The 13,047-nt window shown below is 72.3% G+C and carries 14 protein-coding genes; 6 read left to right on the forward strand and 8 right to left on the reverse strand.

Going from position 1 to position 13,047, the window contains the following annotated elements:
- Positions 1 to 194 precede the first annotated feature (194 nt).
- Together M1E25_RS07665 and M1E25_RS07670 are read right to left on the reverse strand one after the other, a co-directional pair.
- Positions 195 to 1,013, reverse strand: coding sequence for a methyltransferase domain-containing protein (locus M1E25_RS07665; protein WP_251411705.1), 819 nt, complete (start codon positions 1,011 to 1,013; stop codon positions 195 to 197).
- Positions 1,010 to 1,717, reverse strand: coding sequence for a copper homeostasis protein CutC (locus tag M1E25_RS07670; protein ID WP_251411708.1), 708 nt, complete (start codon positions 1,715 to 1,717; stop codon positions 1,010 to 1,012). The genes M1E25_RS07665 and M1E25_RS07670 overlap by 4 nt, the downstream gene beginning before the upstream one ends.
- Before the next feature lie 72 nt (positions 1,718 to 1,789).
- On the opposite strand from M1E25_RS07670, the gene M1E25_RS07675 reads away from it, so the two are divergent.
- A complete protein-coding gene (locus tag M1E25_RS07675; RefSeq protein WP_251411711.1) occupies positions 1,790 to 2,461 on the forward strand; it encodes an HD domain-containing protein in 672 nt (223 codons plus the stop codon).
- A 429-nt stretch (positions 2,462 to 2,890) separates the two neighbouring features.
- A complete protein-coding gene (locus M1E25_RS07680; RefSeq protein ID WP_251412018.1) occupies positions 2,891 to 4,141 on the forward strand; it encodes a Cmx/CmrA family chloramphenicol efflux MFS transporter in 1,251 nt (416 codons plus the stop codon).
- Here the strand turns inward: M1E25_RS07680 and M1E25_RS07685 are convergent.
- The gene (locus M1E25_RS07685; protein ID WP_251411714.1) at positions 4,104 to 4,364 is read right to left on the reverse strand and encodes a DUF4031 domain-containing protein; all 261 of its coding nucleotides are present in this window, start codon (positions 4,362 to 4,364) and stop codon (positions 4,104 to 4,106) included. The two genes, M1E25_RS07680 and M1E25_RS07685, sit on opposite strands and share 38 nt — an antisense overlap.
- The gene (locus tag M1E25_RS07690; protein ID WP_251411717.1) at positions 4,361 to 4,732 is read right to left on the reverse strand and encodes a DUF8819 family protein; all 372 of its coding nucleotides are present in this window, start codon (positions 4,730 to 4,732) and stop codon (positions 4,361 to 4,363) included. Before M1E25_RS07690 ends, M1E25_RS07685 begins: the two co-directional genes overlap by 4 nt.
- Before the next feature lie 66 nt (positions 4,733 to 4,798).
- Here M1E25_RS07690 and M1E25_RS07695 point away from each other — a divergent pair, with 66 nt between their 5' ends.
- From M1E25_RS07695 to M1E25_RS07710, 4 genes are all read left to right on the forward strand, one after another.
- Positions 4,799 to 5,713, forward strand: a complete 915-nt coding sequence (locus M1E25_RS07695) for a MurR/RpiR family transcriptional regulator (protein WP_251411719.1) — start codon at positions 4,799 to 4,801, stop codon at positions 5,711 to 5,713.
- Positions 5,714 to 5,754: 41 nt separating this feature from the next.
- Entirely contained in the window at positions 5,755 to 6,696 is a 942-nt protein-coding gene (gene murQ, locus M1E25_RS07700) for an N-acetylmuramic acid 6-phosphate etherase (protein ID WP_251411722.1), read from the forward strand.
- Positions 6,697 to 6,813: 117 nt separating this feature from the next.
- Positions 6,814 to 8,391: a PTS transporter subunit EIIC gene (locus M1E25_RS07705; protein ID WP_251411724.1), complete on the forward strand. Its 1,578-nt coding sequence runs from the start codon at positions 6,814 to 6,816 to the stop codon at positions 8,389 to 8,391.
- A gap of 140 nt (positions 8,392 to 8,531) precedes the next feature.
- Positions 8,532 to 9,320, forward strand: a complete 789-nt coding sequence (locus M1E25_RS07710; protein ID WP_251411726.1) for a VOC family protein — start codon at positions 8,532 to 8,534, stop codon at positions 9,318 to 9,320.
- A 32-nt stretch (positions 9,321 to 9,352) separates the two neighbouring features.
- Here the strand turns inward: M1E25_RS07710 and M1E25_RS07715 are convergent, their stop codons facing one another.
- From M1E25_RS07715 to M1E25_RS07730, 4 genes are all read right to left on the reverse strand, one after another.
- The gene (locus tag M1E25_RS07715; protein WP_251411728.1) at positions 9,353 to 9,946 is read right to left on the reverse strand and encodes a Uma2 family endonuclease; all 594 of its coding nucleotides are present in this window, start codon (positions 9,944 to 9,946) and stop codon (positions 9,353 to 9,355) included.
- Between the two features lie 105 nt (positions 9,947 to 10,051).
- Complete coding sequence (locus tag M1E25_RS07720) at positions 10,052 to 10,249, reverse strand: type II toxin-antitoxin system VapB family antitoxin (protein WP_251411730.1); 198 nt, start codon at positions 10,247 to 10,249, stop codon at positions 10,052 to 10,054.
- Positions 10,250 to 10,362: 113 nt separating this feature from the next.
- A complete protein-coding gene (gene groL / locus M1E25_RS07725) occupies positions 10,363 to 11,985 on the reverse strand; it encodes a chaperonin GroEL (RefSeq protein ID WP_251411732.1) in 1,623 nt (540 codons plus the stop codon).
- Positions 11,986 to 12,411: 426 nt separating this feature from the next.
- Positions 12,412 to 12,615 carry a cold-shock protein gene (locus tag M1E25_RS07730; RefSeq protein ID WP_037653356.1) on the reverse strand — a complete coding sequence of 68 codons (204 nt, stop codon included), beginning with the start codon at positions 12,613 to 12,615 and terminating at the stop codon, positions 12,412 to 12,414.
- Between the last annotated feature and the right edge of the window lie 432 nt (positions 12,616 to 13,047).

A 13,047-nucleotide genomic window follows, 5' to 3' on the forward strand; every position in this document is an offset into this window, starting at 1 on the left:
ACCCGTGACGCCGCCCGTCGTTCGTGCCCCGAGTCCGTGACCGGGCCCGTCACGGCCGGCCCAGCGAGCAGCACGCCTTTCCGGTCACCGGGCGGGACACGCAGGCAGCGGCCCGCTTCCGGCGTCCGCCGCCCGCGCCGCGCGTCCCGATCAGCCGCCGGCTCCCGTGCACGACGGTCGGCCGGGGGTCCGGTTCAGGGCCGACGGCCCCAGGCCGAGATCATGGGCCCGGTGGCGAGGTCCATGTCACCGCGCGCGACATTGGCGAGGTGCTCGTCGATCTCCGCGTCCGTGGCCAGTCCGGCGGCGACCAGCCGCCCCCGCACCTGGCGCACGGTCGCGGCCTCGAGCGTCCGGCAGGCCGGCAAGGCGAGGGGAAACCAGGCGTCGGCGGCGACCTGTTCGAGGCCGGCCTCGCGGAGCAGCCGCGGCAGGGTCCGCCCGTAGGAGAGGTCCGCCCCGCGCTCGGCGAGGAGGGTCCTGAAACCCTGCCGCAGCCGGTTGGCGAGGCGTTGCGCGGGGCCGTGCTCGTCCGGACTGACGAGCGGCTGGAGTGCGGGGTCGGCGTCCTCCAGCAGCAGCACCCCGCCCCGCTCCAGCGTCCCGATCATGTTCCGCAGGGCGGTCTCCCGGTCCCGGACGTGGACCAGCACCAGGCGCGCGTGCACCAGGTCGAAGCGCTCCGCGGGCGGCGCGTCGGCAGCGACGTCGTGCCGTCGGAGTTCGACGGGCGGCGCCGCCTCCCCGGCCCAGGAGATGTCGATGTCGGTGGCGAGCACCCGGCCGTGCGCGCCCACGCGCCCGGCGAGCCACCGCGTGACGCCCGTGCCGCCGGCGCCGACCTCCCAGCAGCGCCACCCCGGGCCGACCCCCAGCCGTTCGAAGTGACGGAACGTCGACGGGTCGAACAGCTCGGACAGCGCCGTGAAGCGCTCGCCCGCCTCGGACTGCCGGTTGTCCAGGAGGTATCCCTCGGTGCCGGACGGCGGTACAGCGTCACCGTGTCTGCTCATCGCGCCTCCTCAGGGGCGTCCAGGAGTTCGCGCCACTGCCGGACCGCCGCGGCGTCCACCGGTTCGTCCCATCCGCCCGCACGTGCGGCGCTGCCGATGTGGAACGCGTCGATCCCCGCCGCGCGCAGCTCCGCCACGTGCTCCCGGCGCAGCCCGCCGCCGGCCACGATCCGCGGCTCGTACCCCGGTTCGCCGGCGGCCGTACGGGACGCCTCGTCCCGCAGCACGTCCAGGCCGTCGCCGACGCCGTGCGGCGAGCCGGCCGTCAGACAGGCGTCCAGACCCGGGAGTTCCGCGATCAGCCGACGGGTCTCGTGGCGGTCGGCGCTGTGGTCGATGGCCCGGTGGAACGTCCAGGCGCAGCCCTCGATCTCACCGACCACCATCTCGGTCGCCACCAGGTCGGGGTGCCCGTGGTGGTCGAGGAAGCCGAGCACGAACTCGTCGGCCCCCTCGGCGCGCAGTGCCACCGCGGAGGCGCAGACGACGTACGGGTCCCCGACGCCGAACCCGTCCTGTGCACGCAGCATCACCCGCAGCGGGACGTCGACGGCCGCACGGATCCGGGCGAAGGTCTCGCGGGTGGGAGTGAGCCCGTCGGCGTGCATGCCGGCGACCACTTCGAGCCGGTCCGCGCCGCCGGCGCACGCCGCCACCGCGTCCTCGGGCCCGAGCGCGATCACTTCGAGCAGTGGTCCGGCCATGGCTCCACCCTGCCACAGCCGATCACTGCGGCGGGGCGTCATCAGCACACCCGGGCGGACGACAATGGGCCCATGCCCGCAGCGAACCCCGACCGCCACCCCGCCCACGACACCCTGCTCGCCCGCTGGACGCGGACGCTGGGCGCCCTGGCCGAACCGGATCCCGAAGCCCCCGAGCCGCACCGCTACGGCGAGGACCTGCTCGCCCGCTGGGCCGAACCCCAGCGGCGCTACCACACCACCGACCACCTGATCGCCGTCCTCGACCGGGTCGACGAGCTCGCTGCGCACGCCGCCGATGCGGACCTCGTCCGCCTCGCAGCCTGGTTCCACGACGCCGTGTACCTGCCGGAGCGGTCCACCAACGAGGAGCGCAGCGCCCGGCTCGCGGAGCGGGCCCTGCCCGAAGCGGGGGTGGCTGCCGGCGCCGTCGCCGAGGTGGCGCGGCTCGTCCGGCTCACGGTCACCCACGACCCGCAGCCGGGCGACCGCAACGGCGAGGTGCTGTGCGACGCGGACCTCGCCGTGCTCGCCGGCACCCCGCAGGACTACGCCGGCTACGCGGCTGCCGTGCGCCAGGAGTACGGCTTCGTCCCCGACGACGCCTTCCGCGAGGGCCGGGCCGCGGTGCTGCGGCACCTGCTGGGGCTCCCCCGGCTGTTCCGGACGCCTGCGGGCCGTGACCGCTGGGAGCGAGCCGCCCGGCACAACGTGGCCACCGAACTGGAGTTGCTGGGGTCCTGAGCCCCGGTCGCCGGCGACCCGGTCCGCCGGGGCCGTCCGCCGCCACGGCACCGGGCAGTACCCGGGGAAACGGACCGGTGTGCGGCCCGCGAGGCCGCCGGGCACCCCGCGCACGGAACGGCGGGGGCCCGTCCGGTACCCGGGCGCCGGCAGCCGTGCGGCAGGACGTACGCGGCGCATCCGGTGTGGGCCGGGCTCGGGGCCGGGACGTCCCGCCCGGCACGCAGGGCGGTGCGATCTCCGGCTGTGCTCCGGCCCGGGGCGAGCTGTCCGGACGTTACGCCCGGCATCGCGGCGCGCACTCCGGCCGGTCCGCCCGGCAGCCGCACCCGGCCGCCGGGCGTGACGTGCCGGACACCGACCGCGGGAATCCCCGGGCTCCGGGGCGCGTTGGACACCGTCATGCCCACCCGTGCCGAGCACACCCGCATGCCCGTAGCCGTTCATGTCCTGGGCCTCGCGGTCTTCGCCCTGGGCAGCTCCGAGTTCATGCTCTCCGGACTGCTGCCGTCGATCGCGCGCGACATGGACGTCAGCATTCCGCAGGCCGGGATGCTGATCTCGGCCTTCGCGATCGGCATGGTCGTCGGCGCCCCGCTGCTCGCCGTCGCCACCCTGCGGCTGCCCCGCCGCACCACCCTGATCGCGCTGCTCGCGGCCTTCGGGCTCGGCCAGGTCGCCGGGGCTCTGGCGCCGACCTACGCCGTGCTCTTCGCCTCCCGGATCGTCAGCGCCCTCGCCTGCGCGGGGTTCTGGGCCGTCGGCGCGGCGGTCGCCGTCGCGACGGTCCCGGCGACGGCCCGGGCCCGGGCGCTGGCCGTGATGATCGGCGGGCTGAGCATCGCCAACGTCCTCGGTGTGCCGGCCGGAGCCTTCCTGGGGACCAACTTCGGCTGGCGGTCCGCGTTCTGGGCCGTCGGCGCGGCGTCCGCCATCGCCTTGGCCGGGGTCGTCGCGCTGGTCCCGCGCACCGCCGACAGCCCCACGGCCGACGGCACCGACGGTCCGCGGCTGCGCCAGGAGATGCGCATCTACCGGGACCGGGCGGTGTGGCTGGCGGTGGTGACCACGGCTCTCGTGGGCGGCGGGGTCTTCTGCACCTTCAGCTACCTCGCGCCGCTGCTCACCGACGTCGCCGGGCTGACCCCGCAGTGGGTGCCGACCGCGCTCGGTCTGTTCGGGGTCGGAGCACTGATCGGCACCACCCTCGGCGGCCGGCTCGCAGACGCCCACCTGTTCGGGGTGATGCTCGGCGGCGTCACCGCGTCCACCGTGCTGCTGGTGCTGATGGCGCTCACCGCCCGCAGCCCGGTCGCCGTGGTGGTGTTCTCGTTCCTCGTCGGCGTCTCGGCGTTCTTCACCGCTCCCGCGCTCAACGCCCGGATGTTCGACGTCGCGGGCGCCGCCCCGACCCTCGCCGGGGCCACCACCACGGCCGCGTTCAACCTCGGAAACACCGGTGGCCCGTGGGCCGGCGGCATCGTCATCGACCTCGGGTTCGGCTTCACGTCGACGGCCTGGGCGGGCGCGGCGATCAGCGCGGCGGGCGTCGCGGCCACCCTCGCCTCGATGCGGCTGCACCGCTCCCGCGCTTCCCGCACGGTCGCATCCTCGGCGTCGCTTGCCGCTACCGGGACGCCGGTCAGCGGTGCTTCGGGCGGCGCAGACCGGCGTCGGTGAGCCGGCGCAGCAGCTCCTTGCTGCCCACCTCGACCGCGCCGAGCCCGACCGCGTCCCGGTAGCGCTCGCTCGGCACGTCGTAGTGGTCGCGCTCGAACGCGCGGCGCGGTGCGCCCAGGCGCTCCGCGAAGGCGTGCAGTTCGTCGAAACTCACGTCGCTGATCAGGTGCGACCACAGCCGTCCGTGCCCCGGCCAGGTCGGCGGGTCGATGTACACCGTCACCCGGCGGCCGCTCCGCCGAGCCCGCCGAGCCCGCCCACCCGTGCCACGACGACCCCGGCCTTGCCGCACACCCAGTGCGGGTCGGGGCCCAGCTCCGGCTCGACGTCCAGGGCGTGCGGATCCCCGCTGTCCGTGCAGACGGGACACAGCGGCCAGCGGCCGTACCGCTCCAGCAGCGCGTCCTGCACGTCCTGCGCGACGAGTCCGGCCACGAAGGGGGCACCCTCCGGCCACTGCTCGACCCACCAGCGCCGGTGCGCCACCGCGTCCTCGACGAGGGAGACGACATCGGCCCGTGCCACGTCCCCCGCCGCCAGGTCGGCCATCACCAGGGCTCGCGCCGCGTGCAGTGCCTGCTCAAGCTCCATACGGCCATTGTCCAGCCCTGATCCACCGGGGTTGACTCCCCCCAGGGGTGAAAATACCTTTCATGGGTGAGCAGCAACCTGAAGGAAACTTTCACTCACGCTCCGCCCGCTCCCGCAGCACTCGCAGCGAAGGTCCGCACGCTCGGTCCGTCGATGACCCGGTCCATGCAGCGGGTCGCCGAGGCCGTCGCGGCCGATCCCGCGGGCTGCGCCGCGCTCACCGTCACCGGTCTCGCGGAGCGCACCGGCACCAGCGAGGCCACCGTCGTCCGCACCGCCCGTGTCCTCGGCTACCCCGGCTACCGCGATCTGCGTCTGGCGCTCGCCGGTCTCGCCGCCCAGCAGCAGTCCGGCGGCGCTCCGGCCGTCACCGCCGACATCGCCGTCGACGACCCGCTCGCCGAGGTGGTCGCCAAGCTCGCCCAGGAGGAGCAGCAGTGCCTGGCCGACACCGCGGCCGGGCTCGACACCTCCCAGCTCGACGCGGCCGTGGCGGCTCTGGCCACCGCCCGCAGGATCGACGTGTACGGCATCGGCGCCTCCAACCTCGTCGGCCAGGACCTCGTCCAGAAGCTGCTGCGCATCGGGCTGATCGCGCACGCCCCCGGCGACCCCCACCTGGCCGTGACCAACGCCGTGCAGTTGCGGGCCGGGGACGTCGCCATCGCCATCACCCACTCCGGGCGCACCGACGACGTGATCGAACCGCTGCGCGCGGCCTTCGACCGCGGCGCCACTACCGTCGCGATCACCGGAAGGCCCGACGCCGAGGTGACCCAGTACGCCGACCACGTACTGACCACCTCCACGGCGCGGGAGAGCGAACTGCGCCCCGCGGCCATGTCGAGCCGGACCAGCCAGCTCCTCGTGGTGGACTGCTTGTTCATCGGCGTCGCCCAGCGGACGTACGAGTCGGCGGCGCCCGCGCTCTCGGACTCCTACCAGGCCCTCGCCCACCGGCACAGCCCCCGCCACAGCTGAACCCCGTGCCCTCCCCCCCACCAGTGAAAGAGCCGCCTCCCATGACCTCGACCGCCGACCACAGCCGGCTGCGGGCCCAGCTCGACACCCTCGCCACCGAGGCGTTCCGCAGCGAGCTCGCCGACATCGACCGGCTGCCCACCGCCGAGATCGCCCGCATCATGAACGGCGAGGACACGAGCGTCCCGGGCGCCGTCGCCGAACAGCTGCCCCGGATCGCCGCCGCCATCGACGCCACGGCGGAACGGATGGCCCGGGGCGGACGGCTCGTCTACGCGGGCGCCGGCACGGCGGGACGCCTCGGGGTGCTCGACGCCAGCGAGTGCCCTCCCACCTTCAACACCGACCCCTCGGAGGTCCGGGGACTGATCGCGGGCGGGCCGTCGGCGATGGTGTCCGCCGTCGAGGGCGCCGAGGACAGCGCCGAACTGGCCGCGGCCGACCTGGACGGCATCGGGATCGGCCCGGACGACGTGGTGGTCGGCATCTCCGCCTCCGGCCGCACCCCGTACGCCGTCGGCGCCGTCGAGCACGCCCGTGCCCTCGGCGCGCTGACCATCGGGCTGTCCTGCAACGCGGACTCCGCGCTCGCCGCCGCCGCGGACCACGGCATCGAGGTCGTCACCGGACCGGAGCTGATCACCGGCTCCACGCGGCTCAAGGCGGGGACGGCGCAGAAGCTCGTACTCAACATGCTGTCGACGATCACGATGATCCGGCTGGGCAAGACCTACGGAAACCTGATGGTCGATGTGCGCGCCTCCAACGAGAAGCTGCGGGCCCGCTCCCGGCGCATCGTCGCCCTGGCCACCGGCGCATCCGACGCGGAGATCGAGACCGCGCTGGAAGCCACCGGCGGCGAGGTGAAGAACGCGATCCTCACCATCGTGGGCCAGGTGGACGCGGCCACGGCTGCCCGTCTGCTCGACGCGTCGAACGGCCATCTGCGGGCCGCGCTGCAGGCCGCCGCGCAGCAGGGCTGACCCGGTCCGCCGGCCGCACCTGCACCCCCGCCCCGCCCCTGCTCTCCCGGCTCCGCGCCGGGGCCCTCACACCACATCCCCACGCAACCGCCCAGTTCGCACAGCAAGGCACCACTCATGGCAGAGAACAAGCACCGCGACATCGCCGCGTCGATCCTCCCGCTGGTCGGCGGCGCCGGAAACGTCACGTCGGTCGCGCACTGCATGACCCGGCTCAGACTCGGGCTGGCCGACCGCTCGCTCGTCCAGGAGGACCCGCTCAAGGCGCTCCCGGCGGTCATGGGCGTCGTCGACGACGACACGTACCAGATCGTGCTCGGGCCCGGTGCCGTCGCCCGTGTCACCCCGGAGTTCGAGCAGCTGGTCGCGGAGGGCCGTCCCGCCGGGCCCGCCGACTCCGCCGCTGACGGTTCCGCACCCGCCGCGGGCACCGGCGGGACCAGCGCCGAGGACCTCGCCGCACGGGGGGCCGCCATCCGCGCCGAGCGCAAGCAGCGGAACGCCACCCCGGTGAAGTTGTTCCTGCGCCGGATCGCGAACATCTTCGTCCCCCTCATCCCGGCCCTGATCGGCTGCGGCATCGTGGCGGGCCTCAACGGCCTGCTGACCAACCTCACCGGCACCGGGCACCTCACCTGGGCCGCCCCGCTCGTTCCGGCGCTGGCAGCCATCGCGTCCGGATTCATGTCCCTGATCGCGGTCTTCGTCGGCATCAACACGGCCAAGGAGTTCGGCGGCACCCCGGTGCTGGGCGGCGCGGTCGCGGCCGTGATCGTGTTCGCGGGCGTGTCGAACGTGCACGTGCTCGGCCAGAAGCTCGCGCCCGGCCAGGGCGGGGTGCTCGGTGCGCTGGGCGCGGCACTGCTCGCGGTCCGGATCGAGAAGTGGTGCCGGCGCTGGATCCCGGAGGCGCTGGACGTCCTGATCACGCCGACGATCACCGTGCTGGTCACCGGCCTGGTCACGCTGTTCGGCCTGATGTTCGTCGCGGGTGAGGTGTCGACGGCGATCGGCACCGGCGCCGACTGGCTGCTCTCCGCGGGCGGCGCGCCGGCCGGGTTCGTCCTCGGCGGCCTGTTCCTGCCGCTGGTGATGCTGGGCCTGCACCAGGCTCTGATCCCGATCCACACCACCCTGATCGAGCAACAGCAGTACACCGTGCTGCTGCCGATCCTCGCGATGGCGGGCGCCGGCCAGGTCGGTGCGGCGATCGCCGTGTACTTCCGCCTGCGCCGCAACGCCTCGATCCGCAAGACGATCCGCTCGGCCCTCCCGGCCGGTCTGCTCGGTGTCGGCGAGCCGCTCATCTACGGTGTCTCCCTGCCGCTCGGCCGGCCGTTCGTCACCGCCTGCGTGGGCGGCGCGTTCGGCGGCGGGTTCGTCGGTCTGCTCAACCAGCTGGGCGACTCGGTGGGCTCCACGGCGATCGGCCCGTCCGGCTGGGCCCTCTTCCCGCTGCTCGACGGCAACAAGCCGCTCGGCACGGTGGTCGCGATCTACGCGGCCGGGCTGCTCGCCGGCTATGTGACGGGCTTCCTCGCCACGTACTTCTTCGGGTTCGGCAAGCAGATGCTGACCGACCTGAACCGCGCGCCGCAGGAGGCGTCGGGCGGCGGCGCCGTCGCGGACCCGGCCGCTGCCCTCGTCCACGAGACGCCGGCCGAACCGGCCGGGGCAGCCACACCGGCGGGCTGACCGCCGTCTGCCTCACCGGCCTGCACCGCGCCCGGCCCGCCATGTCCCCGGCGGGCCGGGCGCCGTCGTTTCGGACGTGTGCCCGGCGGGAACCCATCGGCCCCGGCGAGCGTGCAGACCGACCCGACCAGGAGGCCCCGATGTCCCACGTCACCGTGCCCTACCAGCCCGGCACCCCGTGCTGGATCGACCTCGTCGTGCCCGACCAGCAGGCCGCCCTCGACTTCTACGGTTCGCTCTTCGGCTGGTCGGGCGAGATCGGGCCGCCGGAGGCCGGCGGCTACTCGGTCTGCATGTCCGAGGGGCACCCGGTGGCCGGGATCATGTCCTCGCAGGGGATGACCGGCCAGCCCGAGCCGCCGACCGTCTGGACGACGTACCTGTGCACGGCCGACGCGAATGCCACAGAGGAGGCCGTCACCCGCAACGGCGGGAACGTGCTCGTGAGCGCGATGGACGTGATGGAGCACGGGCGGATGCTCGTGGCCGCCGACCCCTCCGGCGCGGTGTTCGGCGCCTGGGAGCCGAAGAAGTTCATCGGTGCGGGGACGGTGAACCAGCCCGGCGCACTGATCTGGAACGAGCTGAACACCGGTGATCCGGACGCGGCCTCCGCGTTCTACTCGGAGGTCTTCGGCATCGACACCGAACCGATGGAGGCGGAGGGGGCGGAGGGCTACTCCGCCCTCAAGGTCAACGGCCGGACCGTCGGCGGCTCCCGGAAGCTGGACGAGAACGTGCCCGCGGGCACCCCCTCGCACTGGATGGTGTACTTCGCCGTCGAGGACGTCGACGCATCCGTGGCCAAGCTGACCTCGCTGGGCGGTTCGGTGATCCGGGCCCCGTTCACGATGGTCGCCGGCCGGATGGCGCTGGTCACCGACCCGCAGGGCGCGCCCTTCGCCGTCATCGCGCCCGTGCCCATGTGACGCGGCGCCGGTGATGCTGCGCGCAACTTCCGTCAGGAGCTGAGACAGATCGCCGTGAGGTCGATCTCGACGGGGAACGGCACGGTAGTCCTGAACTTGTCGTGGTGGATGCCCGTCACCGCGTATGTCCCTGTGGCGGGCTCCAACTCGAACTGGTAAACGACAGGCCTGTCGCTGTCGTTCTCCACACGCCAGAAGTGCGGAATGCCCGCGGCGGCATACTTCCGCGGTTTGGCATCCCTGTCGCGGTCCTCGGAATCCGGTGAGACCACCTCGATCACCAGGAGGACGTCGTCCGGCCGGAAGCTCGTCTGCCGCAGACCGGCAAAGGCCTCAGCGCGCACCATCATGAGATCGGGCTCCGGGCGATTGCGCGGCCCCAAGGTGACAGTCATCTCACGGACGACCTCCAGTTCCGGCGGCGCGGCCTGAAGCAAGTGGTTCTCGAGCACGCGCATGGCGCGCATATGGAACAGGGCCTGCGGGCTCACGAAGACAAGGCTCCCGTCGATCAGCTCCGTATGGGGAGGCAGATTCGGCAGCCTGTCCAGGTCATCGGCGGTGTATCCGCCCACCGGTGGGCGCGGCCACTCGTACTCGGGCTCGACACTCATCACTGCTCCCATGAGCCGGATCCTCGCCGACCGGTCCAGCGTACTCAGATGGTTCACGGGAAGGACCACTCCCACGAGCGAACGGACAGGGAGGACACGGTCGCAGCACGGGTGCGGCTACCGCCACGCTTCGGCCGGCACGTCTGGGTCCGCAAGATCATCCAGGGCTCCCTCGTCCAGCAGCTCGACGAAATGGCGGCGCCTGGCGGCAGCGACGAGTTCCGTGAGAACGCCGTGGACGGTTGCCTTGATCGTCGCCGTGCCCAGTACCTCCGCGGCGTCCTGTACAAGCGCGTCATCTGCTTCTCCAGGCATGCGACAGAAGAGTCCTCACGCCGAACGTGGGGCACGACGCCCGAGGGCGGCACCTCCGCCAGGAAGGTGCCGCCCTCGGTCGGTACGACTGGAACAGCCGATCCGTTGCCGGATCAGAAGTCCATGTCACCGCCCGGCATGCCGCCCGGAGCAGCCGCGGCGGCCTTCTCCGGCTTGTCGGCGATGACGGCCTCGGTGGTGAGGAAGAGCGCCGCGATGGAGGCGGCGTTCTGCAGCGCGGAGCGCGTGACCTTGGCCGGGTCGATGATGCCCTCGGCGACCAGGTCGACGTACTCGCCGGTCGCGGCGTTGAGACCGTGACCCGGGGTCAGGTTGCGCACCTTCTCCACGACGACGCCGCCCTCGAGGCCGGCGTTGACCGCGATCTGCTTCAGCGGGGCCTCGAGCGCCAGCTTGACGGCCTGCGCACCGGTGGCCTCGTCGCCCTCGAGGTCGAGCTTCTCGAACACGGAGACGGTCTGCAGCAGGGCCACGCCACCACCGGCGACGATGCCCTCCTCGACGGCGGCCTTGGCGTTGCGCACCGCGTCCTCGATGCGGTGCTTGCGCTCCTTGAGCTCGACCTCGGTCGCGGCGCCGGCCTTGATGACGGCCACGCCGCCGGCCAGCTTCGCGAGGCGCTCCTGGAGCTTCTCGCGGTCGTAGTCCGAGTCCGAGTTCTCGATCTCGGCGCGGATCTGGTTCACGCGGCCCTGCACCTGGTCGGCGTCACCGGCGCCGTCCACGATGGTGGTCTCGTCCTTGGTGACGGTGACCTTGCGGGCGCGGCCGAGCAGGTCGACGCCGGCGTTCTCGAGCTTGAGGCCGACCTCCTCGGAGATCACGGTGCCACCGGTGAGGATGGCGATGTCTCCGAGCATGGCCTTGCGACGGTCGCCGAAGCCCGGGGCCTTGACGGCGACGGACTTGAAGGTGCCGCGGATCTTGTTGACGACCAGGGTCGCCAGCGCCTCGCCCTCGATGTCCTCGGCGATGATCAGCAGCGGCTTGCCCGACTGCATGACCTTCTCGAGGAGCGGGAGCAGGTCCTTGACGTTCGTGATCTTCGAGTTGACGATCAGGATGTACGGGTCGTCGAGCGACGCCTCCATACGCTCCATGTCGGTCGCGAAGTACGGCGAGATGTAGCCCTTGTCGAAGCGCATGCCCTCGGTGAGCTCGAGCTCGAGCCCGAAGGTCTGCGACTCCTCGACGGTGATGACGCCTTCCTTGCCGACCTTGTCCATCGCCTCGGCGATGAGCTCGCCGATCTGCGGGTCGGCGGCGGAGATGGAGGCCGTGGAAGCGATCTGCTCCTTGGTCTCCACGTCCTTGGCCTGCTCGAGCAGCTGGGCGGAGACGGCCTCGACGGCCTTCTCGATGCCGCGCTTGAGAGCCATCGGGTTGGCGCCGGCCGCCACGTTGCGCAGACCCTCGCGGACCAGCGCCTGGGCCAGGACGGTCGCGGTCGTCGTGCCGTCACCGGCGACGTCGTCCGTCTTCTTGGCGACTTCCTTGACCAGCTCGGCGCCGATCTTCTCGTACGAGTCCTCGAGCTCGATCTCCTTGGCGATGGACACACCATCGTTGGTGATCGTGGGGGCGCCCCACTTCTTCTCGAGGACGACGTTCCGGCCCTTGGGGCCGAGGGTCACCTTGACGGCGTCGGCGAGCTGGTTCATCCCGCGCTCGAGGCCGCGCCGCGCCTCCTCGTCGAACGCGATGATCTTGGCCATGTGAAGTGGTCCTCCCAGGACTTCGGGGGTCCCCCCGGCCTATGGCTGGGGGAGGATTGCTCCGGACCGCGCTGGCGCCCGCGACGGACGGCCTGCATGCCCAGCGGTTCCCTTCCCCGCCCGGCCTGCGGGCCTCACCGACCCGGCCCTTCTGTCACTCTCAACCTCAGAGTGCTAATGCCAATGATTAGCACTCGACCCCCTCGAGTGCAAGCGTGACCCATGACCCGGGGCGGCGCCGGCCCGGCCGGCGACCTCATCACGGCAGGTGGGAGCGACGTCGCCCGCACGGACACGAAACGGGGACGAACCCCGGCCGACAGCGACCCGCCCCAGGCGCAGGACATCGGAAGACGTCCCCCGGACGCACCGAAGGGCCCACCCCGGCGGGGGCGGGCCCTTCGTGACATCCGGTCAGCCGACGCTTCAGACTGCCACGCGGACCATGTCCGCCTGCGGCCCCTTCTGGCCCTGCGAGATCTCGAACTCGACCCGCTGACCTTCCTCGAGGGTGCGGTAGCCGTCCATCTGAATCGCGCTGTAGTGCACGAAGACGTCCGCACCACCGTCGACCGCGATGAAGCCGTACCCCTTCTCCGCGTTGAACCACTTGACGGTGCCCTGAGCCATGCCCAACTCCCCTATTACTGGCCCTTGCACAGGACCGCACTTCGCGGACCCGGGTCAGACCTCACCCCCTGCCGAAGCGGAGGTGTGCGCCGGAACGCGTCGACCGCGGCTGAATGTATCTGCACGGATGCCGTCCGCAACAGGTCCATCGGACGAGAAATCTGGGCGCGAACGATCGTCGCTTTAACGAAATTGACGGGCAATCAGGGCGATTCGGCCCGGGCATGGCGGACGAAAAGGGCAATCCGCATCCACACTTCGGGCACAGAATCTCGCATTCTCATATGCGCTCGGCACAACCGCAGTGTGGGACGCCCCAACTCTACCGCGGATCAAGAGCTCGGAATCCCACGCTCCCTTTGTGAATCCCGGAAAGCTCCCGGACGGCAGGCCCCGCGACCGGGCGGAAAAACCGGCCGTCTCCGGGCCGGC

It is taken from the genome of Streptomyces meridianus (assembly GCF_023703325.1).
GTDB classification, from domain to species: Bacteria; Actinomycetota; Actinomycetes; order Streptomycetales; family Streptomycetaceae; genus Streptomyces; species Streptomyces meridianus.

What these genes read in the sequence shown, in the direction of transcription:
- M1E25_RS07665 (WP_251411705.1), bottom strand. Translation starts at nt 1,013, where the DNA reads ATGAGCAGACACGGTGACGCTGTACCGCCGTCCGGCACCGAGGGATAC.
- M1E25_RS07670 (WP_251411708.1), bottom strand. Translation starts at nt 1,717, where the DNA reads ATGGCCGGACCACTGCTCGAAGTGATCGCGCTCGGGCCCGAGGACGCG.
- M1E25_RS07675 (WP_251411711.1), top strand. Translation starts at nt 1,790, where the DNA reads ATGCCCGCAGCGAACCCCGACCGCCACCCCGCCCACGACACCCTGCTC.
- M1E25_RS07680 (WP_251412018.1), top strand. Translation starts at nt 2,891, where the DNA reads ATGCCCGTAGCCGTTCATGTCCTGGGCCTCGCGGTCTTCGCCCTGGGC.
- M1E25_RS07690 (WP_251411717.1), bottom strand. Translation starts at nt 4,732, where the DNA reads ATGGAGCTTGAGCAGGCACTGCACGCGGCGCGAGCCCTGGTGATGGCC.
- murQ (WP_251411722.1), top strand. Translation starts at nt 5,755, where the DNA reads ATGACCTCGACCGCCGACCACAGCCGGCTGCGGGCCCAGCTCGACACC.
- M1E25_RS07705 (WP_251411724.1), top strand. Translation starts at nt 6,814, where the DNA reads ATGGCAGAGAACAAGCACCGCGACATCGCCGCGTCGATCCTCCCGCTG.
- M1E25_RS07710 (WP_251411726.1), top strand. Translation starts at nt 8,532, where the DNA reads ATGTCCCACGTCACCGTGCCCTACCAGCCCGGCACCCCGTGCTGGATC.
- M1E25_RS07715 (WP_251411728.1), bottom strand. Translation starts at nt 9,946, where the DNA reads ATGGGAGCAGTGATGAGTGTCGAGCCCGAGTACGAGTGGCCGCGCCCA.
- M1E25_RS07720 (WP_251411730.1), bottom strand. Translation starts at nt 10,249, where the DNA reads ATGCCTGGAGAAGCAGATGACGCGCTTGTACAGGACGCCGCGGAGGTA.
- groL (WP_251411732.1), bottom strand. Translation starts at nt 11,985, where the DNA reads ATGGCCAAGATCATCGCGTTCGACGAGGAGGCGCGGCGCGGCCTCGAG.
- M1E25_RS07730 (WP_037653356.1), bottom strand. Translation starts at nt 12,615, where the DNA reads ATGGCTCAGGGCACCGTCAAGTGGTTCAACGCGGAGAAGGGGTACGGC.